20 protein-coding genes are annotated in these 21,559 nt (G+C 60.4%); 3 read left to right on the top strand and 17 right to left on the bottom strand.

Going from position 1 to position 21,559, the window contains the following annotated elements; all coding sequences use genetic code 11:
* Positions 1-55: 55 nt before the first annotated feature.
* From ACTZWY_RS10050 to serS, 7 genes are all read right to left on the bottom strand, one after another.
* Entirely contained in the window at positions 56-1,489 is a 1,434-nt protein-coding gene (locus ACTZWY_RS10050) for an FAD-linked oxidase C-terminal domain-containing protein (RefSeq protein WP_444790568.1), read from the bottom strand.
* Positions 1,490-1,557: 68 nt separating this feature from the next.
* Positions 1,558-2,172: a LysE/ArgO family amino acid transporter gene (locus ACTZWY_RS10045; protein ID WP_444790567.1), complete on the bottom strand. Its 615-nt coding sequence runs from the start codon at positions 2,170-2,172 to the stop codon at positions 1,558-1,560.
* 270 nt (positions 2,173-2,442) lie between these two features.
* Positions 2,443-4,422 carry a methylmalonyl-CoA mutase family protein gene (locus ACTZWY_RS10040; RefSeq protein ID WP_444790566.1) on the bottom strand — a complete coding sequence of 660 codons (1,980 nt, stop codon included), beginning with the start codon at positions 4,420-4,422 and terminating at the stop codon, positions 2,443-2,445.
* Between the two features lie 229 nt (positions 4,423-4,651).
* Complete coding sequence (locus ACTZWY_RS10035) at positions 4,652-5,161, bottom strand: transglycosylase SLT domain-containing protein (RefSeq protein WP_444790565.1); 510 nt, start codon at positions 5,159-5,161, stop codon at positions 4,652-4,654.
* A 4-nt stretch (positions 5,162-5,165) separates the two neighbouring features.
* Positions 5,166-5,504, bottom strand: coding sequence for a TfoX/Sxy family protein (locus ACTZWY_RS10030; protein ID WP_444790564.1), 339 nt, complete (start codon positions 5,502-5,504; stop codon positions 5,166-5,168).
* A 138-nt stretch (positions 5,505-5,642) separates the two neighbouring features.
* A complete protein-coding gene (locus ACTZWY_RS10025) occupies positions 5,643-5,789 on the bottom strand; it encodes a hypothetical protein (RefSeq protein ID WP_444790563.1) in 147 nt (48 codons plus the stop codon).
* 263 nt (positions 5,790-6,052) lie between these two features.
* Positions 6,053-7,345, bottom strand: coding sequence for a serine--tRNA ligase (serS, locus tag ACTZWY_RS10020; RefSeq protein WP_444790562.1), 1,293 nt, complete (start codon positions 7,343-7,345; stop codon positions 6,053-6,055).
* A gap of 210 nt (positions 7,346-7,555) precedes the next feature.
* Here serS and ACTZWY_RS10015 point away from each other — a divergent pair, with 210 nt between their 5' ends.
* Positions 7,556-9,172, top strand: a complete 1,617-nt coding sequence (locus ACTZWY_RS10015) for a Ppx/GppA family phosphatase (protein ID WP_444790561.1) — start codon at positions 7,556-7,558, stop codon at positions 9,170-9,172.
* Here the strand turns inward: ACTZWY_RS10015 and ACTZWY_RS10010 are convergent.
* The 4 genes from ACTZWY_RS10010 to ACTZWY_RS09995 form a co-directional block, all read right to left on the bottom strand.
* Positions 9,118-9,483, bottom strand: coding sequence for an AAA+ family ATPase (locus tag ACTZWY_RS10010; RefSeq protein WP_444790560.1), 366 nt, complete (start codon positions 9,481-9,483; stop codon positions 9,118-9,120). The genes ACTZWY_RS10015 and ACTZWY_RS10010 overlap by 55 nt on opposite strands.
* Before the next feature lie 390 nt (positions 9,484-9,873).
* Complete coding sequence (locus ACTZWY_RS10005; RefSeq protein ID WP_444790559.1) at positions 9,874-10,557, bottom strand: TerB family tellurite resistance protein; 684 nt, start codon at positions 10,555-10,557, stop codon at positions 9,874-9,876.
* A gap of 53 nt (positions 10,558-10,610) precedes the next feature.
* Complete coding sequence (locus tag ACTZWY_RS10000) at positions 10,611-11,108, bottom strand: GNAT family N-acetyltransferase (RefSeq protein WP_444790558.1); 498 nt, start codon at positions 11,106-11,108, stop codon at positions 10,611-10,613.
* Positions 11,109-11,163: 55 nt separating this feature from the next.
* Positions 11,164-11,622, bottom strand: coding sequence for an iron-sulfur cluster assembly scaffold protein (locus tag ACTZWY_RS09995; protein WP_444790557.1), 459 nt, complete (start codon positions 11,620-11,622; stop codon positions 11,164-11,166).
* Positions 11,623-11,684: 62 nt separating this feature from the next.
* On the opposite strand from ACTZWY_RS09995, the gene hisI reads away from it, so the two are divergent.
* Positions 11,685-12,047 (top strand): phosphoribosyl-AMP cyclohydrolase, encoded by a 363-nt coding sequence (gene hisI, locus ACTZWY_RS09990; RefSeq protein WP_444790556.1) that lies wholly within the window; start codon positions 11,685-11,687, stop codon positions 12,045-12,047.
* Here the strand turns inward: hisI and gluQRS are convergent.
* The 6 genes from gluQRS to sciP form a co-directional block, all read right to left on the bottom strand.
* Positions 12,037-12,885: a tRNA glutamyl-Q(34) synthetase GluQRS gene (gene gluQRS, locus ACTZWY_RS09985; protein ID WP_444790555.1), complete on the bottom strand. Its 849-nt coding sequence runs from the start codon at positions 12,883-12,885 to the stop codon at positions 12,037-12,039. The two genes, hisI and gluQRS, sit on opposite strands and share 11 nt — an antisense overlap.
* Positions 12,875-14,224 carry a methylenetetrahydrofolate--tRNA-(uracil(54)-C(5))-methyltransferase (FADH(2)-oxidizing) TrmFO gene (gene trmFO, locus ACTZWY_RS09980; RefSeq protein WP_444790554.1) on the bottom strand — a complete coding sequence of 450 codons (1,350 nt, stop codon included), beginning with the start codon at positions 14,222-14,224 and terminating at the stop codon, positions 12,875-12,877. Before trmFO ends, gluQRS begins: the two co-directional genes overlap by 11 nt.
* Positions 14,225-14,590: 366 nt before the next feature.
* Positions 14,591-16,681, bottom strand: coding sequence for an ATP-dependent DNA helicase RecG (gene recG / locus ACTZWY_RS09975; RefSeq protein WP_444790553.1), 2,091 nt, complete (start codon positions 16,679-16,681; stop codon positions 14,591-14,593).
* A gap of 1 nt (position 16,682) precedes the next feature.
* A complete protein-coding gene (gene ligA / locus ACTZWY_RS09970) occupies positions 16,683-18,803 on the bottom strand; it encodes an NAD-dependent DNA ligase LigA (protein WP_444790552.1) in 2,121 nt (706 codons plus the stop codon).
* Between the two features lie 329 nt (positions 18,804-19,132).
* Positions 19,133-19,849 (bottom strand): response regulator transcription factor CtrA, encoded by a 717-nt coding sequence (gene ctrA, locus ACTZWY_RS09965; protein ID WP_444790551.1) that lies wholly within the window; start codon positions 19,847-19,849, stop codon positions 19,133-19,135.
* An 87-nt stretch (positions 19,850-19,936) separates the two neighbouring features.
* A complete protein-coding gene (gene sciP / locus ACTZWY_RS09960) occupies positions 19,937-20,215 on the bottom strand; it encodes a CtrA inhibitor SciP (RefSeq protein ID WP_444790550.1) in 279 nt (92 codons plus the stop codon).
* 141 nt (positions 20,216-20,356) lie between these two features.
* Here sciP and mnmA point away from each other — a divergent pair, with 141 nt between their 5' ends.
* Positions 20,357-21,496 carry a tRNA 2-thiouridine(34) synthase MnmA gene (gene mnmA, locus ACTZWY_RS09955; RefSeq protein ID WP_444790549.1) on the top strand — a complete coding sequence of 380 codons (1,140 nt, stop codon included), beginning with the start codon at positions 20,357-20,359 and terminating at the stop codon, positions 21,494-21,496.
* The last annotated feature ends 63 nt before the right edge of the window (positions 21,497-21,559 follow it).

Here is a 21,559-nt window from a genome sequence, read left to right as displayed (position 1 = left end):
CAAAAATACTCACGGGGTGAATTGGGCCACCGGCCCAAGAGGGGGCGCAGCCCCCTTACGCGGCCCGTCGGCTTGCACTTGCCGCCAACGGGAACACCTTGGCAGCGTTCATCAGCCATTTGGGGTCGAATACATCCTTGATGCGCATCTGCGCTTCCATGTCTTCGGCCGTATACTGCACGCCCATCAGATCGCGCTTTTCAATACCCACCCCGTGTTCCCCGGTCAGGCAGCCCCCCACCTCAACACAGAGCTTCAAAATATCTGCGCCAAACGCCTCGCAGCGTTCCAGATCACCGGGTCTATTGGCGTTATACAGGATCAGCGGGTGCATGTTGCCGTCCCCTGCATGAAAGACATTGGCGACATCCAGCCCGTAGTCGCGCGACATTTCTCCAATGCGGCGCAGCACCAGCGGCAGGCTGGATACGGGGATTGTGCCATCAAGACACATGTAATCATTGATCTGCCCCATCGCCCCGAAGGCCGATTTTCGCCCCAGCCATATTCTGGCGCTTTCTTCAGGGGATGCGCTTTCACGCAATTCAACCGGGGCGTGGCGCTGTGCAATGGTCTTGATACGCGCAAGCTGTTCGTCAATCTCGGACGGGGACCCTTCCACCTCGACTATCAGCAGCGCTTCGCAATCAGGGTATCCCGCCTTGGCAAAATCCTCGCAGGCGCGAATGCAGGGCCGGTCCATGAATTCAATGGCCACTGGCAAAATCCCCGCCTTGATGATGTCGGACACGCATTCCCCGGCCACTTCATTGCTGTCAAACCCCATCAGAACCGGACGCGCGCCTTCGGGTTTGGGCAATATCTTCAGGGTGGCTTCGGTCACAATGCCCAACTGCCCTTCGGACCCGCAGACCACCCCCAGCAGGTCCAGCCCGCCCGCATCCAGATAGGGGCCACCAATCTCGACAATGGTGCCATCCATCAATACCATGGTCACCCCCAGCAGGTTATTGGTTGTGACACCATATTTCAGGCAATGCGCCCCGCCGGAATTCATGGCGATGTTGCCCGCAATCGCGCAGGCCAGCTGGCTGGACGGGTCAGGCGCATAGAAGAACCCGTCCCCGTCAATATGGGCGCTGACGGCCAGATTGGTAATCCCGGCCTGCACACGCACATATCGGTCCGCAGTGTTCACCTCCAGCACATCGCGCAGCCGGGCGACACCAACAACAATCGAATCCGCACTGGGCAGCGCCCCCCCCGCCAGCGAAGTGCCCGACCCGCGCGGCACAACCGGCACACCTTCCTCATGGCAAATGCGCAAAATTTCCGCCACATCTTCGGTGCACGATGGCAGCGCCACGGCCATGGGAATACAGCGATAGGCTGTCAATGCGTCGCATTCATAGGCGCGACATGCCGTTTCATCAGTGATCAGCGCCTCTTGTGGCAGCACAGCGCGCAATCGCGCCAGCACATGTGCGCGTCTGGCAAGGACGGCCCCGTTCGGCTCGGGCATTTCCATGACAACCCCCATAAATTGGTAAACTCAGACTACCAATTCGGCACATGCAAGAAAAGCCCGAAATACCTTTATGCCAGCATGGCGCGCAGCATCAGTTTTGCCGCGATGGCCCACATGATTGCACCAATCACAGCTTCCAGCCCCCGCCACGCACCGGGCCGCGCCAGCATCGGGGCCAGCAGCCGCGCGCCATATCCCAGACTGGCAAAAAATACGAATGACGCCGCAATAGCGCCTGCCCCAAACGCCCATTGTAAAGGCGCATATTGCAACGACAACGCCCCCAGCAACGCGACAGTGTCCAAATAGACATGCGGGTTCAGCCAGGTGAAGGCCAGGCAAATGGCCACAACCCGCACCAACGGCACCGGCGCGCTTTCACTCGGGATCAGCGCCGCGCCACCACGCCATGCCGCGCGAAAGCGCAACACGCCATATACCAGCAAGAACGCCACACCCGCCCATAGCATGATCTGCTCGAAAGCGGGCAAACTGGTCGCAATCACCTGCGCGCCTGCCACACCAAGCGCCACCAGAAGCGCATCAGACACCGCGCAAATCAGCACCACAACGCCTACATATTCGCGCCGCACCCCTTGGCGCAACACAAACGCATTCTGTGCGCCAATTGCTGCAATCAACCCCAGCCCCGAAAAGAACCCGGCAATCAACGCGCCACTCATCCCCTGCCCCCCCTGCCTTGCCTTGCCTTGCGGGCTTATCAATCATGCATCTACACGCTTCAAGCGCAATTGCGCATGCCACGCAACAACAGTGCAGGCATAGGCGCCGTGGGCAACAAGCAACAAGGCCAGCGGCCTTGCGCCATTGGGTCAGTCAATCCAACAGGTCTGGATGAATCACGCCCCCGTCACGCCATGGCAATGCCGTCCGCAGGGGGGTCAATCCCCCCAAGGACGGCACCCCCCCCGCCAGATCAACGGGCTGCAAATTTACTGGGCCGCAATGGGCGCCGGATCAACCAGCGCCACAATATCCATCATGATGCGGTTTAGCTGGAAATCCTTGGGCGTATACACCTGCGCAATTCCCATCGCGCGCAAGCGGTCGGCATCATCTTCGGGAATGATGCCGCCAACGATCACCGGCACATGTTCCAGCCCTTCGGCCCGCAAAAGGCGCATCAGCTCTTCCATCAGCGGCATATGTGACCCCGACAGAATGGACAGGCCCACAACATGCGCGTCCTCATCGCGCACGGCGGCCACAATCTCGGCAGGGGTCAGGCGAATCCCCTCATAATGAATATCCATTCCGCAATCGCGGGCGCGCGCGGCAATCTGTTCGGCCCCGTTGGAATGGCCATCCAGACCCGGCTTGCCGACCACGAATTTCAGCTTGCGGCCCAGTTTTGCGCTGACGGCATCCACTGCATCGCGCACAGGTTCCAACCCCTCGGTGCGGTTGGACGGCGCGCGGCTCACCCCTGTCGGCCCGCGATACTGGCCAAAGGCCGCGCGCACAGTTTCGCCCCATTCGCCCGTGGTGGCCCCTGCTTTGGCCGCCGCAATGGACGCGGGCATGACATTGACGCCCGCGCGCGCCGCCTCGCGCAGATCTGCCAGCGCCTGCCGCACGCCAGCTTCATCGCGCGCCGCGCGCCACGCCCGCAATCGGGCAATCTGGTCGGCCTCGGCCAGCGGGTCACATACCATGATCGCGTCTTCGCCCGTGGTCAGGGGCGATGGTTCGGTGGTGGTGAATTTATTGACGCCCACCACCACAGTAGCGCCTGTTTCAATGCCGCTGATGCGTTCGGCATTGGCCTCGACCAGCCGCGATTTCATATACTCGATCGCCCGGACCGCGCCGCCCATATCATCAATCCGCGCCAGTTCCTCGCGGGCGCCTGCCATCAACTCGGCCACTTTTCGGTCAATGGCGGGGTTATTGTCGAACAGGTCATCGAATTCCAACAAGTCGGTCTCGAACGCCAGAACCTGTTGCAACCGCAGCGACCATTGTTGGTCCCACGGGCGCGGCAGGCCAAGCGCTTCGTTCCATGCGGGCAATTGCAGCGCACGGCAGCGCGCTTTCTTCGACAAGGTGACGGCCAGCGCTTCAATCAGGATGCGGTAGACATTATTTTCCGGCTGCTGTTCCGTCAGGCCAAGCGAATTCACCTGCACCCCATAGCGGAAGCGGCGGTATTTGGGGTCCTCAATACCGTAGCGCGTGCGGCAAATCTCATCCCACAAATCGACAAAGGCGCGCATCTTGCACAATTCGGTGACAAACCGGATGCCCGCATTCACAAAGAACGAAATGCGCCCCACCATCTGCGGGAAATGTTCGGCAGGGACTTTGGTTTTCAGGTCATCCAGCACCGCGCAAGCCGTGGCAAGCGCAAAGGCCAGTTCCTGTTGCGGTGTCGCGCCCGCTTCCTGCAAATGATAGGAACACACATTCATCGGGTTCCATTTGGGCAGATGCTGACGGGTATAGGCCGCCACATCGGTGATCATGCGCAAGCTGGGTTCGGGCGGGCAAATATAGGTGCCGCGTGACAGATATTCCTTGATCAGGTCGTTTTGCACGGTGCCGTTCAGTCTGGAAATATCCGCGCCCTGTTCTTCAGCCGCAGCAATATACAGCGCCAGCAGCCACGGCGCTGTGGCGTTTATGGTCATCGACGTGTTCATCTGTTCCAGCGGAATCTGGTCAAACAGCATACGCATATCGCCCAGATGGCAGACTGGCACACCAACCTTGCCCACTTCGCCGCGCGCAAGTTCATGATCGCTGTCATAGCCCGTTTGCGTGGGCAGATCGAAGGCCACAGAAAGCCCCGTCTGCCCCTTGGACAGGTTGGTGCGATACAGCGCATTCGAGGCTTTGGCCGTTGAATGGCCGGCATAGGTGCGAAACAGCCAGGGTTTGTCTTTGGCGGGTCCGGTTGCTGCGTCAGTCATCTTGGCACCTTTGCTCAGGTCAGGTATGGCGCAGGCCCGGAAGGGCCGCGCAACTTTCTTACCTAAACGGATGATTTAAGCGCAAGATAATGTCAAGCTAAAATCGCTGCAATGCGGCAATCCGAACGCCCGCCCCTGGCCGACCGCCACCCAAAAAAGAAAAACCGCACCGGCGCGCGGCCAATGCGGTCTGTCAGCACGTGGGGGGCGCGCGCTTTTGACTGTGGCGTCAGGCGCGGCGCGCAGGCGTGGGGCAATCACGGCGCACTTCGCGGTCACGCAGCCCGGTTGCGACAAGCATGCAACGATCCCGCGCTTCATAATAATATCCGCGCGCATACCACATGACCGCGCGATCAATATTGCCATTGGACACCAGCCATGCGCCCCGCAAATAGCGCCCTGCATATTCCAGATTCACTTCTGCGTTCAGCAACTCCTCGGGCGTGCCCCGAAAGCCCATTTGCCGCGCGGTCTGGGGCAATATCTGCATCAACCCCCAATAAGGGCCATTGCGGGCAGTGGCGCGATAATTGCTTTCGCGTTGAATAACCCGGTGCAGCAGCGCTTCGGGAATGCCGTGTTTGGCCGCATACTGGCGCACAAGGGCGCGCATTTGCGGCGTCTCGCCGGGATAAAGCGCAGCGCTTGGCCCCATCGCGCGCGACGCCTCGGGGCTGGAATTTCCGCACGCGGCCAAGGCCAGCACAACAACAGTCATCAAGATATAACGTGGCATGGGATCAGTCCTGTCGCATGGGGGCTGCAATGACGCCAAGTGCGTCAAGCGCTGCATCAAAGGGCAAGGATTTGGGGCAATGTTCCAGTTTCAGCGCATCGAACCGCGCGCGCAAACGCAGTTTTTCCGCGCCTTTGCAATCATTCCATGGGCGGCCCTGCAACCCCATTTCCAGAACATAATACGCAATGAAATGCGGGCGCACGCCAGATTGCAACAGCCGTGCATAGGCCGCGTCGCACCCCAGTTCGCGCAGCGCTTCGGCACTGTGAATGCCCACACGCGCAAAAGCGGCCTCCATCGCGGGGCCAAGGTTGCGTATCGATGAAATCGGCGTTGGCATGAGTATATAGTGGGTGCTGCGTGCCCGTGCGGGGTCACATCACCAACGTCATTAACAAACCATTGGGCCCGCGCAAAGCCAATTTGCACGCGTCCCGTCGCGCAAGGCAAACCCTTAGGCGGGAAACGGCCTGACCGGTCAGATCAGCGCCCAGTCGCTAAACCGCGTGACAGGCTTTTGCGCGGCGGCATTGCTCGGATGGCCGGGGCGCATATCCGCACTGATACCGGGGGCCGCGCCGGGGCGCTTTGGGGTGGTGGAAATAGGTGTGTTTGTTGAACGCATGACACATGATCCTTTTAAGCAATGCACATGCGCTTGATTTGGCAGCACAAAACTGGCCAAATTCGGGCATTCAAGGGCGTATATCGCGGCATTACAGTATGCTGCGTTCATTCGCATTCACGCTGCATACTCTAAATTATTGATTTTGCAGCTTCGAGAAGCACAAAACCGGTTCCCACTTTTGCGCAACCTGCACTAGCGCAACCAGCGCCGCGACTGATGCAAGTGCGCAACAGCATGAACCCGCGCCATCAGGCGTGCATTCAGACCAATTCACCTGTTGGTGCAATGCGCGTCCTGCCACCCAGATAGGGGTGCAATGCAGCGGGCAGATCGACCCCGCCATCTGCTGTCTGACCATTTTCCAGCACCGCAATCAGGCACCGCCCCACTGCCACGCCTGACCCGTTCAGCGTATGCACGAATTCGGGCTTGCCCCCGTCTTGGGGGCGGAAACGGGCATTCATGCGCCGCGCCTGAAAATCCCCGCAAACCGACACGCTGGAAATTTCGCGGTATTTGCCCTGCCCCGGCACCCAGACTTCAATGTCATGGGTTTTCTGCGCACCAAAGCCCATATCGCCGGTGCACAGCACAATGCGCCTGTAGGGCAGGTTCAGCGCTTCCAGAACGGCCTCGGCGCAGCGGGTCATACGTTCATGTTCGGCAAGGGACGCATCAGGATGAGTGATCGACACCATTTCGACCTTCTCGAACTGGTGCTGGCGCAACATGCCGGTGGTGTCCTTGCCTGCACTGCCCGCTTCGGACCGGAAACACAGCGTATGCGCGCAAAACCGCAGCGGCAGGGTGGCACCGTCCAGTATTTCGCCCGCGGCAAAATTGGTCAGCGTCACTTCCGATGTCGGGATCAGCCACCAGCCATTGGTGGTTTGATAACTGTCCTCGGAAAATTTTGGCAACTGGCCCGTGCCATACATCGCATCATCACGCACCAGAACGGGGCTGTTCACCTCGGTCAGGGCGTGGTGGTCCACATGCAAATCGGTCATGAACTGCGCCAGCGCGCGGTGCACCCGCGCCACCGCGCCGCGCAACACCACGAAACGCGATCCAGACAGCTTGGCCGCCGTGGCAAAGTCCATGTTGGGGGCAATGCCCGCAATCTGGAAATGCTCCACGGGCTGGAAATCGAAATCGCGGGGTGCTCCCCATGTTTTCAACTCCACATTCTCGGATTCATCGGCACCATCGGGCACATCGGCCAAGGGCAGGTTGGGCAAGGTTTCCAGAAGCGCCGTCAGTTCGGCATCGGCCACGCGCGCCTGGTCTTCCAGCGCGGTGATTTCTGCCTTCTTTTCGGCAACAAGCGCGCGCAGGCGTTCAAATTCGCCCTCATCCCCCTTGGCCTTGGCCGCACCCACCTGTTTTGATGCAGCGTTTTGTGCGGCCTTGGCCGTTTCCACCGCAGAAATGGCCGCACGGCGTGCCTGATCAATCTCCAGAATACGGCCTGACTGTGCCGCCATCCCGCGACGGGCGAAGGCGGCATCAAAGGCGGCTGGGTTTTCACGGATGGCGCGGATGTCGTGCATGCTCTCTCTCAATTCGGTGTCTGGCGGCGGGGCGCGGTCGGCGTGTCTGGCGCGCGGGGAATCGGCGCGCGCGCCCCCTGTTATGACCCATCCCGTCCCCAAGTGGTAGGGGCTGCACAGCCCGACCGCGCGTCCGCGATCTGTATGATTGACCGCGCGCCCGTCAGTCAGGTAAACTACGCCCAGATTGTGCCAGACAGGAGCTGCCGCATGGATGGCAATTCGCGCGTCCCGGAAACGGACGACGCCCCCCCCGCCAAAGCGGGATTTTTCGATAACCCTGTTTTCACCGACCCCTCTGCCCGCGCGCTGTCACAAGTGGGTGTTATCGATGTGGGGTCAAACTCTGTCCGGTTGGTGGTGTTTGATGGCGCCGCCCGTTCGCCTGCGTATTTCTTCAATGAAAAGGTGCTGTGCGGTTTGGGCAAGGGGCTGGTCACCACGGGCCGGCTGAACCCACAGGGGCGCGACCGCGCCCTTGCCACCATCAAGCGCTTTGCCCTGCTGACGCGCGGCATGGCCATGACAAACCTGACCATGGTTGCCACCGCCGCCATGCGCGAAGCCGATGACGGCCCCGAATTTCAGGCGCTGATCGAACAGGAAACCGGGGTGCGCATGCGCGTTATTGATGGCGCGGAAGAAGCGCGCCTGTCAGCGCAAGGCGTGCTGACAGGCTGGCCCGAAGCGAAGGGGCTGGTGTGCGACATTGGCGGGTCATCCATGGAACTGGCCGTCATTGGCGACCGGCAGGTGCACCAGACCGTAACATCCCCGCTGGGCCCGTTCCGGCTGCAACAGGTGGCAGGCGGCAAGAAGGGCTTGCGCCAGCATATCGGCACAGTCCTGAAATCCTTGCGCGATCAGGTGGGAAACCACCATGATGCGCTGTATCTGGTGGGGGGGTCTTGGCGGGCCATCGCGCGGCTGGACATGGAACGGCGCGGCTACCCGCTGAAGGTGCTGCACGAATACACCATGACACCCAAATCCGTGCGCAAAACCATCGACTGGATTGCAGAACAGGACATGGCCGACCTGCGCGCCCGCACCGGCATTTCCACCGAGCGCATGTCCCTTGTGCCGCTGGCTGCACAGGTGCTGCGCCAGCTGGTGCATGTGTTCAGCCCGCAAGTGATCTGCATTTCCAGCTATGGCATACGCGAAGGCATTTTGTATGAACAAATGCCACAAGACCTACGCGCGCGCGACCCGCTGATCGAAGCGTGCCATTTCATGGAACATTCCAGCGCGCGCCTGCCGGGTTTTGGCAAGAAACTGTATAATTTCCTGCTGCCACTGTATCGCAACCGCAATGATGACCGCCTGCGCCTGATCCGCGCGGCCTGTTTGCTGCATGATGTGAATTGGCGCGCGCATCCTGATTACCGCGCCGATGCGTGTTTTGACACATCGACACGCGCCAATCTGGGCGGGCTGGACCATACAGGGCGCGTATATCTGGGCATTGCGTTGATGTATCGCTACAAAACCAACGGCATGCGCCCGCGCATCAAGGAAATTGCGGGCCTGCTGCCCGCCAAGGACCTTGCAGAGGCCAAGATGCTGGGGCGCGCGCTGCGTTTTGGGTCAATGTTTTCAATGGACGGGCCGGAAAACGCGGGTGAATTGCGCTATTTCCCGAAAAAACATGTGCTGGAACTGGTGCTGGAACGCGACATGCAGGCCCTGTTCACCGAAGTCGCACAGCAACGCTTCCAGTCATTCGCACAGCAACTGGACGCAGAAGCCAAAGTGCGGGTGCGGCGCAATTACAGCTCCAGGGCCGGGGGGGCGTCCGCGTCAGGGTCCGGGGATGCTGGCTGATTATTGCCATCCCCATCCGGCGCGGCCTGTCTGCGCCGGATCAAAATATCCCCATTTGGCAGGATTTCGGGCGCGTGATAATCCACCATGTCGCGCAACTGGCCCAACAGTCGGCGCAAATCCGGTTCCAATGCCTGCATATCGCGGTCCATCTGGCGCAAATGTGGATCGATATTGTCCATAAATCCGCGCAGCATCCGGTCCAGCAGGCTGGAAAAACTGTCTGGCTGTGCGGTGTCTGGCGGCGTGTCAGGGTTATCGGCCACAGCTGGCAGGGCAAAGGCCAGACATAGGCAAACCGCTATGATCAAGTTTGGGCGCATTGTGGAACAATAGCCCATCCGCTGCATTGCAGCCAGCGTTGATGATACGCGCGCGCCGCTTTCACGCGCAAATGCACGGCACGCGCGCAAGGCGGGTGGAGTGTGGCCTTAAGCTGCCCTTCGCCCTTGGACAAAGCCCGCGCCATCGGCGGGCCGGGGTCTGCCGATCCGACGTTTTAGGAATGCACTTTATCCAGGCGGAATATTCCTGACTTCAAAGGCTTGAGGTAACCTTGGGTCATCGGCAGGCCGCGGGGCGGCCCGCCGATGGCGCGGCGGCCTGCGGCCTTTGCTCCGCGCCTTGGGCGACTGCTTCAGGCCAAAACTCCCCTGACCCGATATCCCCCCCTGCTCGGATCAGGTGCTGGTGGCGTGACTCTAGGCCGCGCGGCTGGACTGGATTTCTTCCCATGCGCGGTTCAGGTCGCGCAGCCGGTGTTCAGCCAGCTTCACAGCCTCGGGGGGAACACCGCGCGCGGCCATACGGTCAGGGTGGGTATCGCGCACCGCCTGACGGTAAACACGCTGGATATGTTCCAGCGGCGCATCCTGGGTCACTTCAAGCACATCATAGGGGTCAGGGTCGACATCGCCCACAAACCGCGCGCGCAGGCACCGAAAGCACCGCCCCGACAGGCCGAATATCTGCGCGACTTGTGACAGGAACTGTTCTTCGGCAGGGTGGAAACTGCCATCAGACATGGCCACTTCGAACAACCCTTCCATAATGTCCATCAACACCGGATCGCGCGGCGGGAACATGGCTGCAATCTTGCGTGCGTACAGGTCAAACCCCGCCACATCCTGCCGCGCCAGATTGAACACGCGCGCGGCGTTGGCTTCTTCTTCGGGGGCAATGATAAACACCCGCCGGAAGGCTGCCACTTCGCCGCGAGTCACCTGACCGTCAGCCTTGGCCAGCTTCGCCCCCAACGCGATGACCGCAATAGTAAAGGCAACACTGCGTTCAGGGGCACTGCGCAAACGATCAAACACCGCGCTAAGGCTTTCACCCTGACGCAGCGCTTTCAGCGCCTCGGCGATGCGTATCCAGATCGACATGTTAAAAAGCTATCAGGGGATCGGGGGAATTGCAGCAGGCGAAACGCCGCAAGTCACAGAATTTTTTGCATCAGCACCAAATCATGAAACTGCCCGAATTTCCAGCCAACCTGGGGCATGGTGCCAACCGTGGCATAGCCCAGTGCCGCATGAAACGCGACACTTGCGGTATTGGACGCGGTGACAGCGCCCACCATGACATGGTTGCCCGCACGGCGTGCATGATCTTCCAGCGCCAGCAGCAACGCGCGCCCTGCCCCCTTGCCGCGCGCTGCATCCTGCAGGTTGATCGTGTGCTCCATGCAGCGCGCATAGCCCAGACCACCGCGAAACTGCGCATAACTGGCAAATCCCAGAACCTGCCCCCCCGACTGCGCCAGCAAGAACGCATGCCCTGCCCCCTGACGGTCACGAATCATCGCTGCAATCTCAGCGGGGCTGCGTTCCACGGGGTTGAAGGTGATGACTGTATCGCGAATAATCGGGTTCCAGATTGCGCAGATACTGGCGGCATCCTGGGGGGTGGCATCGCGCAAGGTCAGGTCAGTCATCAGGGGGCCTTTCTGATCGAAAACCCCAATCCTGTGCGCTGTGCCAGCCCCAAGGTCAAGGGGCGTTCTGCGCCCCTGCGTCAAGGCTTTGCGCCGCTTCGGCAGCCGCCTCGATCGCCAGCAGAATAGACGCATGGCGATTGCGGTAGTCGCGCGCGGGCAACAGCACTTCAAACCCCTCGAATGGGGCGTCGGGCACTGGCCCGTCCTGTTGCAGCATGGCGCGCAACTGATCGCGCGCGCGCAGAAGTTCCGGCGCACTGCGCCCCAGAACCACCTGTCCCAGAATGGCCGCAGCCGCCTGTCCCAGCGCGCAGGCTTTCACATCCTGCCCGAAACGGCTGACGCGCCCGCCGTCAAGATCCAGATCCACCGTCACTGTTGACCCGCATAGCGGCGAGCGGCGCTTCACGCTGGCTTGGGGGCTGTCCAGTCGCGCATGATGCGCAATATCAGTGGCCAGCGCCAGAATACGGCCGGAATACAGTTTTATCAGGTCGGCATTGTCGCTCAAGACGGGTTTTCCTTTGTGTTGTGTCAGGCTATGCCTTGACCGCCCAACACAGGACATAGCTCATGATATTCGATCCGCAAACCCTCTGCTATGATGAAAAGGGACTTATCCCCGTGATCGCGCAGGATCATGACACCGGGCAAGTGTTGATGATGGCATGGATGAATGCGGAAGCTGTCGCAAAAACGCTGGAAACCCGGCGCGTTACCTATTGGTCACGTTCGCGGCAATCTTTTTGGATCAAGGGCGAAACATCAGGGCATGTGCAAAAACTGGTGGATTTCCGGCTGGATTGCGACCGCGATTGCCTGTTGGTGATGGTCGAACAAACAGGACCGGCCTGCCACACCAACCGCAAAAGCTGTTTCTATACCGCTGTGCGCGATGGTTCGGAAACCGAATTGATGAAGCCGCTTACAGATTAACCATCGCGCGAATATCGGCGGGGCTGGCCCCTGCGGCACGGTAGGTGGACAGCGCGCGCGCATCGTCACGTTTGGCCAGACGCTTGCCGCTGTTGTCACGAATAAGATCATGGTGCCAATAGCTTGGGCGCGGAAGTTCAAGCAATGCCTGAAGTAGCGCGTGAATGGCGGTCGCGTCAAAAAGATCTGCGCCACGGGTGACTTCGGTAATGCCTTGGGCAGCGTCATCGACCACAACCGACAAGTGGTAGCTGGTGCCCATATCACGGCGCGACAGCACCACGTCGCCGATATTGGCAATCATAAGGTCCCCATCAAGCCGGTGATGGCCACCATGTAACGGACCGTTTTCCATAAACCCGACAGACCCAACCAGCGAAAGCGCGCGGCGCATGTCCAGCCGCAGCGCATCCGCCGCGCCCGCATCCGCCATTGCACGCCCGCGACAGGTGCCGGGATACACAACGCCATCAGGGCCAATGACGGCGGCCCCTTCTTGAGGGGCAGAAAGGGCAGCGCGAATATCGCCACGGGTGCAGCGGCACGGGTACAGCACCCCCAACCCGTCCAGTTTGCGCAAGGCCGCATGATAGGCGGGCATCCGGTCTGACTGGCGCATGACAGGCTTCGGCCAATCCAACCCCAGCCAGCGCAGGTCATCGTAGATTTGCGCCTCGAATGCGGGGGTGCATCGGGTCTGGTCAATATCTTCAATCCGCAGCAAAAACTGCCCGGACCGGCCACGCGACGCGGCAATCAGCGCCGAATAGGCATGCCCCAGATGCAACGGACCCGTGGGCGACGGGGCAAAGCGCGTGATGTGGCCGTCAGGCTGCATCGCGCTTCTGGTCTGCCAGCCACGCGGAAAATGCCAGTTTCGCGCGGTCTGTATAGGCCTTGTACCGGTCGCGCCGCCCGCGCCGCCCGCCCTTGGCGTCAATCGGGGGGAACAGGCCGAAATTCACATTCATCGGCTGAAAAGTCTTCGCTTCGGCCCCACCCGTGATGTGATGCACCAAGGCCCCCATCGCGGTGTCGCGCGGGGGGGCATCAAGGCTGCGGCCCAGCAATTCCGCCGCCGCCAAACGCCCCGCCAACAAGCCCATTGCGGCGGATTCAACATACCCTTCCACGCCCGTTATCTGGCCTGCAAAACGGATATTCGGGCGCGAGCGCAACCGCAACTGGTCATCCAGCAAACTGGGCGAATTCAGAAATGTGTTGCGATGAATTCCGCCAAGCCGCGCAAAGGATGCGTCCTCAAGGCCGGGGATCATTTTGAAAACAGTTGTTTGCGCGCCATATTTCATCTTGGTCTGGAACCCCACGATATTGTAAAGTGTGCCCAATGCATTATCGCGGCGCAGTTGCACAACCGCATAGGGTTTCTTGTCGGGCGCATGCGGGTTTGTCAGGCCCACGGGTTTCATAGGGCCATGGCGCAAGGTTTCGCGGCCGCGTTCTGCCATTACCTCAATGGGCAGGCAGCCGTCAAAATACTGCGCAGTCTCGCCTTCATGGAATTCGGTCTTGTCCGCAGCCAGCAGCGCATCGATGAACGCTTCATACTGGTCGCGGTCCATGGGGCAATTCAGATAGGCTGTGCGCTCCTCCTCGGTGTCGCCTTTGTCATAGCGCGACTGAAACCACGCCTTGGACAAATCAACTGTGTCGAAATAGACAATCGGCGCAATCGCATCGAAAAACGCAAGCGCGCGCGCGCCGGTTTCCTGCGCGATGGCTTCGGCCAGCGCGCCCGATGTCAGCGGGCCAGTGGCAATAATCCACTGTCCCTGTTCCGGCAGCCCCGACACTTCGCCCCGTGCCAGCGTGATATTGGGATGGGCCAGCAGCTTTTCGGTGACCGCGCGCGCGAATGCATCGCGGTCCACCGCCAATGCGCCGCCCGCTGGCAGGGCGTGGCGGTCGGCCATGTCCATGATAACCCCGCCTGCCGCGCGCATTTCCCAGTGCAGCAACCCTACGGCGTTTTGTTCATCATCATCCGACCGGAACGAATTGGAACACACCATTTCCGCAAGATAGTCGGTCTGATGCGCGAATGTGCCGGTTTGCGGGCGCATTTCATGAATAACCACCTGCACGCCCAGTTGGGCGGCCTGCCATGCGGCCTCTGATCCGGCCATTCCACCGCCGATGATATTCAATTGCGTCATTGCCCAGCCCCTTCATTGCCCTGCCCCCCCAGATAGAGGGCGCATCGCGTTTTGGCAAACGCACAACGCATAAAAAACCGCCGCACATGGGCAAACCATGGCGGCGGCAGTCAGGGTCAGGAAACGCGATCGGCACGGGACGGTGCACTGGTCGCGCGGCGGACTGACCCGCAGGCAGTTCAGGCAAAAAGCGGCAGATGAAGCGTGGCAAGAACCAGCACCGCCAAGGCAATACCCCCGGCCAGATCCTGCCAAAACCCATGGCGGTCAGATTGGAACTGAAAGCGGAACATGACACCCTCCCTCTGCTGTGTTAATGATTTGTTCGCATTTGTTCCACAACCTGTCAAGAACAAAATTAGAACATCATCCCACAGAAAGGTATTTGATCGCCTTGTCCTGCTCCATCAGCCAAAGGGCCGTTCGTGCGGCCTGCCCGCGCGGGCTGCGCAAGTCGGGGTCATCACTCAGCAATTTGCGCACATCCGTTTGCGCAATGGCCATCAACGCCGCCTGACGTTCCAGATCGGCCACGCGAAACCGGGGCAGGCCCGATTGCGCAGTGCCGATCAGATCACCTGCGCCGCGAATTGCCATATCTTCTTCGGCAATGCGAAACCCGTCTTCGGTGTCGCGCAGCAATTTCAGGCGCCGCGCGGCGGTGTCGCCCAGCGGGGCTTCATACATCAGCAGGCATGTTGACGCCGCACTGCCGCGCCCCACCCGCCCGCGCAACTGATGAAGCTGCGCCAGCCCAAAACTCTCGGCGCGTTCAATCACCATGATCGAGGCATTGGGCACATTCACCCCCACCTCAATTACAGTGGTCGCCACCAGAAGCTTGGTGCGCCCGGCCACGAAATCGGCCATGGCCGCGTCTTTTTCGGTGGGGGGCAACTGGCCATGCACCAGCCCCACAACCCCGTCGCCCAACGCCGCGCGCAAATGCTCAAACCGTGATTGCGCGGCGGTCAGATGCACCAGCTCCGACTCCTCGACCAAGGGACAAACCCAATAGGCCTGTCGCCCTTCTGCCATGGCCTGACGCAGATGGGCCACCACTTCATCCATGCGCGCGGTTGACACAAGCGCGGTCTGGACCGGCTTGCGCCCCGGTGGTTTTTCATCCAGCACCGATACATCCATGTCGCCGTATTGCGCCAGCGCCAGCGAGCGCGGGATGGGTGTTGCGGTCATGACCAGCACATCCGCGCCCGCCCCCTTGGCAGCAAGGGCTGCACGCTGCGCGACACCGAAACGGTGCTGTTCATCGACAACCGCAAGGCGCAGATCCGCGAAATCTACGCCTTTTTGAAAGACCGCATGCGTGCCCACCAGAATTTGAATTCGCCCCTCGGCCAGTGCAGCAAGCTTTTGCGCACGCTCCGACGCTTTGTCGCGCCCCGTCAGAATGTCCAGCCGCACACCGGCGATTTGCGCCAACGGCTGCAGGCTTTCCAGATGCTGGCGTGCCAGTATCTCGGTTGGGGCCATCATGACGCCCTGCCCGCCAGCCTCGACCGCGACCAGAAGCGCCATCAGCGCGACAAGCGTCTTGCCCGCGCCGACATCGCCCTGCAGCAGGCGGTTCATGCGCACAGGCGCGGCCATATCCGCCGCGATTTCAGCAACGGCGCGGCGTTGTGCACCCGTGGGCGCATACTCCAACCCCGCCAGAACACGGTTTTGCAACCGGCCATCGCCCACACTGACGCGCCCGGCCTTGCGCCTTTGGCGCGCGCGCGCCAGTGCCAGCGTCAACTGATGGGCGAAAAATTCGTCATAGGCCAACCGCAGACGCGCCGGGGCAGATGGCAGGACATCGGCCAGCGCGGCGGGACTGTGCGCGGCAACAATTGCGCTGTGCCAGTCCGGCCACCCCTCGCGCGCAAGAAGGGCAGGATCAATCCATTCGGCCAGTTGCGGCGCGCGGGCCAGCGCGGCCTGTGTTGCCTTGATCAGCAGTTTCTGCGTGACACCGGCACACAGGGCATAGACAGGTTCCGCCGCAGGCAGGTTCTGCGCGTCATCGGGATGCAGCACATGATCCGGATGCACCATTTGCGCAATACCGTCGAACAATTCCAGCTTGCCCGACACCAAACGCCGCTGCCCGGCAGGCAGAAGCTTTTGCAAATACTCGCCCCGCGCATGGAAGAACACCAGCTGGAAATCCTGCGCATCATCGCGGACATGAACCCGGTGCGGGCGGCCCCGCCCGGAGGGCGGCTGATGGGTCAGGACGGTCACGTCAACTGTGGCAATACCGGGATAGTCCATGCCCCGGATCGTGGCGCGCCGCGTCCGGTCAACAAGCGCATGGGGCAGATGAAACAGCACATCGCGCGGGGTTTGCACATTCAGCGCCGCGAAATTTCTGGATGTTTTGGGGCCAATTCCGTCAAGGGTTTCCAGTTCCGCAAAAAGCGGGAACAGAATTTCAGGGCGCGCCGACATGTCAGAGCGCGCCGATCATGGCAAGCCAGCCATCCTCGTCCACGACCTGAACGCCCAGATCGGCGGCCTTTTTGGCCTTGGACCCCGCGCCCGGCCCGGCGATCAGCAAATCTGTCTTGGCCGAAACGGACCCCGCCACCTTCGCGCCCAACCCTTCGGCGCGGGCCTTTGCCTCGGCGCGGGTCATTTTTTCCAATGTGCCGGTAAACACCAGCGTCTTGCCCGCGATGGGGCTGTCACTGGCACGCGCCTCGGGGGGGGTGATGGTTAACAGGCCCGCCAATGCGTCAATTTCCGCAACTTCGGCCACCACCCCCGTGATCAGCGATGTTGCCAGCACCTCGCCCACGCCATCGATGGACAGCAGGTCAAGATAGGCCGCGCTTTCTGGGTCCTGGGCGTCGTGCAGCGCTGCGCGAAGCGCGTCCCAGCTGCCATAATGGCCCGCCAGCATACTGGCTGTGGCTTCGCCCACATGCCGAATTCCCAAGGAGAAAATGAATCGCGCCAGCGGAATCACGCGTTTTTCGTCAATGGCAGTGAACAAGTTGGCCGCCGATTTGTCGCCCCAGCCTTCGCGGTTTTTCAACTGGCGCGGTTGGCCGGGACCGAAGCGGTCCTTCAGGGTGAAAATGTCCTTTGGCGTGGCGATCCAGCCATCACGCCAGAAGCTTTCGACCTGCTTTGCGCCCAACCCTTCAATATCAAACGCGGCGCGGCTGACAAAATGCTTCAGCCGCTCCACAGCCTGCGCCGGGCAGATCATGCCGCCTGTGCATCTGCGCACCGAATCACCGGGTTCCCGAATCGCAGGGCTGCCGCATTCAGGGCAGGTTTCGGGGAACACATAGGCGGGCGCGGTGCCCGCACGGCGGCTTAGGTCCACATCTCGGATTTTGGGAATCACATCGCCTGCGCGATACACCTCAACCCAGTCGCCCACGCGAATATCACGTCCATCCCGAAGCGGCTGGCCGCGCGAATCACGGCCCATGATGTAATCTTCGTTATGCAGCGTGGCGTTGGACACAACCACCCCGCCCACAGTCACAGGGGCCAGCCGTGCCACAGGCGACAAGGCCCCGGTGCGGCCAACCTGAATTTCAATCGCCTCCAACCGCGTCCAGGCGCGTTCTGCGGGGAATTTATGCGCAATCGCCCATCGTGGCGTTGTGGAGCGCACCCCAAGCCTGTCTTGCAGGGCCAGATCGTTAAGCTTGTAAACAACCCCGTCAATGTCATAGCCCAGACTGGCGCGTTGTGATTCGATGGCGGCGTAAACCGCAATCATTTCCGCAACGGACTGGCACAAACGGGTTTGCGGGTTGGTGCAAAAGCCCAGCTGGGCCAGCCGTTCGATCGCGCCGATTTGCGTGTCCGCCAAAGCCTGCGATGTCTCGCCCCAGGAATAGGCGAAAAACCGCAGCGGGCGGGCGCGCGTAATCTGCGCATCCAACTGGCGCAAGGACCCGGCGGCGGCATTGCGCGGGTTGGCGAACACCTTGCCCTTGGTTTCGCGTTGCCGTGTGTTGAGGGCTGCGAAATCACCATGGGTCATGTAAACCTCGCCGCGTATTTCAAGAATTTCAGGACAATCCGGCAGGTGGGCGGGAATGTCCGGCAGGGTGCGGGCATTCGCTGTTACATCTTCGCCGGTTTCACCGTCGCCGCGCGTGGCAGCATGGACCAGCGCGCCCCGCTCATAGCGCAGGGACAGGGACAAGCCGTCAATCTTGGGTTCTGCCGTGAAGGCAAGCGGTGCGTCAGCGCCAAGGCCCAGAAACCTGCGAATGCCGGTGACAAAATCTTCCACATCCTCAGTCGAGAATGCATTTGCCAGCGACAACATGCGCCGCACATGGCGTATTTTGCCAAATCCAGCGGCGGGGGCTGCGCCAATGCTGGCTTCGGGGCTGTCCTGGCGGACCAATTCGGGAAAGCGCCGTTCGATCTGCGCATTGCGCCTGCGCAAAGCGTCATACTCCGCATCCGGCATAAGGGGCGCATCGTCACGGTGATAGGCTGCGCCCGCGCGGTTCAGAATATCTGCCAGACGGGCCAGTTCCTGTTGTGCCTGCTGTTGTGTCAGGCTGGATATGGCGACAGTCTGAAAATCACCCATGTCTGATGTGCTGGACACTGCCCTTCCCCCGCGCGTTGACTGTCATGTTTCACACGGCAAGTGATAGGCGGCAGCGCCCGTCAGGTCCAGCCCGAACACGGCCCGCCCACGCGAGGGGCGCGCCCAGTGATGTGGCGTGTCCATATCGGAGAACATATTAAAACATTGCCCGGTTTTGCGGAACAATCGAAATGTTCTAACCTGTCATCTTACAGCATTTTCGCACCCGAAGAAATCAGTCAACCTATTTTGAAAATGCGTAAAAACCCGTATGCAGCTTGCAAATTCAGCACCTAAGATCGACCCGCAAAAGCAGGTCAATCATCTTTTCAGGCCGTCATCACCTTGATTGGTGCAGGGTGGGATAAAGCTGTGGGATCGCGCAGCACATACCCGCGGCCCCAGACCGTTTCGATATAATTTTCGCCATCGGTTGCTTCGGCCAGTTTCTTGCGCAATTTGCAGATAAAGACGTCAATAATCTTCAGTTCCGGTTCGTCCATCCCGCCATACAGGTGGTTGAGGAACATTTCCTTGGTCAGCGTGGTGCCCTTGCGCAGACTAAGAAGTTCGATCATCTGATATTCCTTGCCGGTCAGGTGCACAATCTTCTCGCCCACCTCCACGGTTTTGGCATCCAGGTTAACGGCAATCTTGCCAGTGCGAATAACCGATTGCGCATGCCCCTGACTGCGCCTGACAATGGCATGGATGCGCGCGACCAGTTCTTCGCGGTGGAATGGTTTGGTCAGGTAATCATCCGCCCCGCCGCCAAAGCCGCGCAATTTTGTGTCCGTGTCGGTTTCGCCGGTCAGAATCAAAATGGGGGTATCCACACGGGATAGCCGTATCTGGCGCAGAACATCCAATCCACCAAGGTCGGGCAGGTTCAAATCCAGCAAAATCAGATCGTAATCATAAATCTTGCTCAATTCGATCGCTTCTTCCCCCATATCCGTGCAATATACATTAAAATTTGAATGTGTTAGCATCAATTCGATACTTCTTGATGTGGTGGGATCGTCTTCAACGAGCAAAACGCGCATGAGGTTCTCCTTTTGTCGCAGCTTTCACCACATTTATAGAAATTCGTTAATTCTCTGTTACCGATACTGAAAAATAACACCAACAACCTATGGTTGTCGATACTTTTGCAAGCTTGTCACCTTCAATGCGTCAACACCGTGTTGGGACACCGCAGTTTCCCACAAATCGAACTCCTCATCGCTGAGGTCATAGCGCTCCAGAATCGTTTTGCGGGCCATCAAACCGTACTGCACGGCCAACACCACAAGCGCCTTTCGACTGGCGACCCAACGACGGGTATTGGCCGGGGGCAGATCGGCCAATGTCAGAACCCGGCCATCCGGCAATGTCACTGCGCGCGGCCCCTCGACCTTTTTGATATACATGCGAACCCCTATTCCGCTTGTTCTTTTGCTGGAATAATCGCGCTACAGTCTTAATTGCGGGTTTACGAACTTGCCCACGCCCCCTTGAGAATACATTGCATTTTCTTATATTTTGCCCGGACCCTGCCGGAGATACCCCCAATGCCCTTTGACCCGCCCCTGAATTCCCTGGGCTTTGCCAAGCCCCCTGCACAAACGCGCGTTGTCGTCGCCATGTCGGGCGGGGTCGACAGTTCTGTGGTGGCCGCGGAACTTGCGGCCGAAGGGTATGACGTTGTTGGCGTGACATTGCAACTTTATGACCACGGCGCCGCCTTGGCCAAAAAAGGCGCGTGCTGCGCGGGCCGCGACATTCATGATGCCCGCCGCGTTGCCGAGGCAATGGGGTTTCCACATTATGTTCTGGACTACGAATCCAAATTCCGCGACTCGGTGATTGATGAATTCGCCGATGCCTATCTGGCGGGTGCCACGCCGGTTCCCTGTATCCGCTGCAATGAACGGGTCAAGTTCCGCGACCTGCTGGACACCGCGCGCGATCTGGGCGCGGATTGCATGGCCACAGGGCATTACATCCAACGGATGCAAGGCGAATTCGGCGCGGAACTGCACCGCGCCGCAGACCCCGTGCGCGACCAAAGCTATTTTCTGTTTTCAACCACGCCCGAACAACTGGACTATCTGCGCTTCCCGCTTGGGCATTTGCGCACCAAGGCGGAAACCCGCGCGCTGGCCGTGCGCCACGGGCTAAGCGTGGCCGACAAGCCCGACAGTCAGGACATCTGTTTTGTGCCCGATGGCAATTATGCCGCCGTCATTGAAAAACTGCGCCCCGGCGCGGCAGACCCCGGCGAGATTGTGGACATGCAAGGCACAGTGCTGGGCCAGCATAATGGTGTGATCCACTACACAATCGGGCAGCGGCGGGGATTGGGCATCGGCGGGCTGGCCGATCCGCTTTATGTGGTGAAACTGGACCCGGACGCGCGGCGCGTGATCGTCGGGCCAAAAGCGGCGCTGGCCACCCGCACAGTGCCGGTGCGCGAAATCAACTGGTTGGGGGACCGCCCGTTTACCGAACAGGCGGAATGGGAAATGTCCGTCAAGCTGCGCTCAACGCGCCCGCCCGCGCCCGCAATCATCCGCCCCCTGTCCGACACCGAAGCCGAGGTCGAGCTGCTGACCCCCGAAGAAGGCATAAGCCCCGGTCAGGCCTGCGTGTTCTACGCGCCCGAGGGCAGCCGTGTCCTTGGGGGCGGCTGGATATGGAAGGGGCGCTAAGGCCGCCTTGACCGCGCGCCCGGATAAAACCGGGCAATAGGGCCAAGGGATGGGCTTGCCCTA

This window comes from Roseinatronobacter sp. NSM, from assembly GCF_052379845.1.
Taxonomy (GTDB): domain Bacteria; phylum Pseudomonadota; class Alphaproteobacteria; order Rhodobacterales; family Rhodobacteraceae; genus Roseinatronobacter.
Note: the sequence above shows the minus strand (reverse complement) of the source record. Positions and strands in the feature narration are given on the sequence as shown.

Bases quoted from the DNA above. Each gene is read 5' to 3' on its own strand.
- ACTZWY_RS10050 (WP_444790568.1), bottom strand. From the start codon at position 1,489: ATGGAAATGCCCGAGCCGAACGGGGCCGTCCTTGCCAGACGCGCACAT.
- ACTZWY_RS10045 (WP_444790567.1), bottom strand. From the start codon at position 2,172: ATGAGTGGCGCGTTGATTGCCGGGTTCTTTTCGGGGCTGGGGTTGATT.
- ACTZWY_RS10040 (WP_444790566.1), bottom strand. From the start codon at position 4,422: ATGACTGACGCAGCAACCGGACCCGCCAAAGACAAACCCTGGCTGTTT.
- ACTZWY_RS10035 (WP_444790565.1), bottom strand. From the start codon at position 5,161: ATGCCACGTTATATCTTGATGACTGTTGTTGTGCTGGCCTTGGCCGCG.
- ACTZWY_RS10030 (WP_444790564.1), bottom strand. From the start codon at position 5,504: ATGCCAACGCCGATTTCATCGATACGCAACCTTGGCCCCGCGATGGAG.
- ACTZWY_RS10025 (WP_444790563.1), bottom strand. From the start codon at position 5,789: ATGCGTTCAACAAACACACCTATTTCCACCACCCCAAAGCGCCCCGGC.
- serS (WP_444790562.1), bottom strand. From the start codon at position 7,345: ATGCACGACATCCGCGCCATCCGTGAAAACCCAGCCGCCTTTGATGCC.
- ACTZWY_RS10015 (WP_444790561.1), top strand. From the start codon at position 7,556: ATGGATGGCAATTCGCGCGTCCCGGAAACGGACGACGCCCCCCCCGCC.
- ACTZWY_RS10005 (WP_444790559.1), bottom strand. From the start codon at position 10,557: ATGTCGATCTGGATACGCATCGCCGAGGCGCTGAAAGCGCTGCGTCAG.
- ACTZWY_RS10000 (WP_444790558.1), bottom strand. From the start codon at position 11,108: ATGACTGACCTGACCTTGCGCGATGCCACCCCCCAGGATGCCGCCAGT.
- hisI (WP_444790556.1), top strand. From the start codon at position 11,685: ATGATATTCGATCCGCAAACCCTCTGCTATGATGAAAAGGGACTTATC.
- gluQRS (WP_444790555.1), bottom strand. From the start codon at position 12,885: ATGCAGCCTGACGGCCACATCACGCGCTTTGCCCCGTCGCCCACGGGT.
- trmFO (WP_444790554.1), bottom strand. From the start codon at position 14,224: ATGACGCAATTGAATATCATCGGCGGTGGAATGGCCGGATCAGAGGCC.
- recG (WP_444790553.1), bottom strand. From the start codon at position 16,681: ATGTCGGCGCGCCCTGAAATTCTGTTCCCGCTTTTTGCGGAACTGGAA.
- ligA (WP_444790552.1), bottom strand. From the start codon at position 18,803: ATGGGTGATTTTCAGACTGTCGCCATATCCAGCCTGACACAACAGCAG.
- ctrA (WP_444790551.1), bottom strand. From the start codon at position 19,849: ATGCGCGTTTTGCTCGTTGAAGACGATCCCACCACATCAAGAAGTATC.
- sciP (WP_444790550.1), bottom strand. From the start codon at position 20,215: ATGTATATCAAAAAGGTCGAGGGGCCGCGCGCAGTGACATTGCCGGAT.
- mnmA (WP_444790549.1), top strand. From the start codon at position 20,357: ATGCCCTTTGACCCGCCCCTGAATTCCCTGGGCTTTGCCAAGCCCCCT.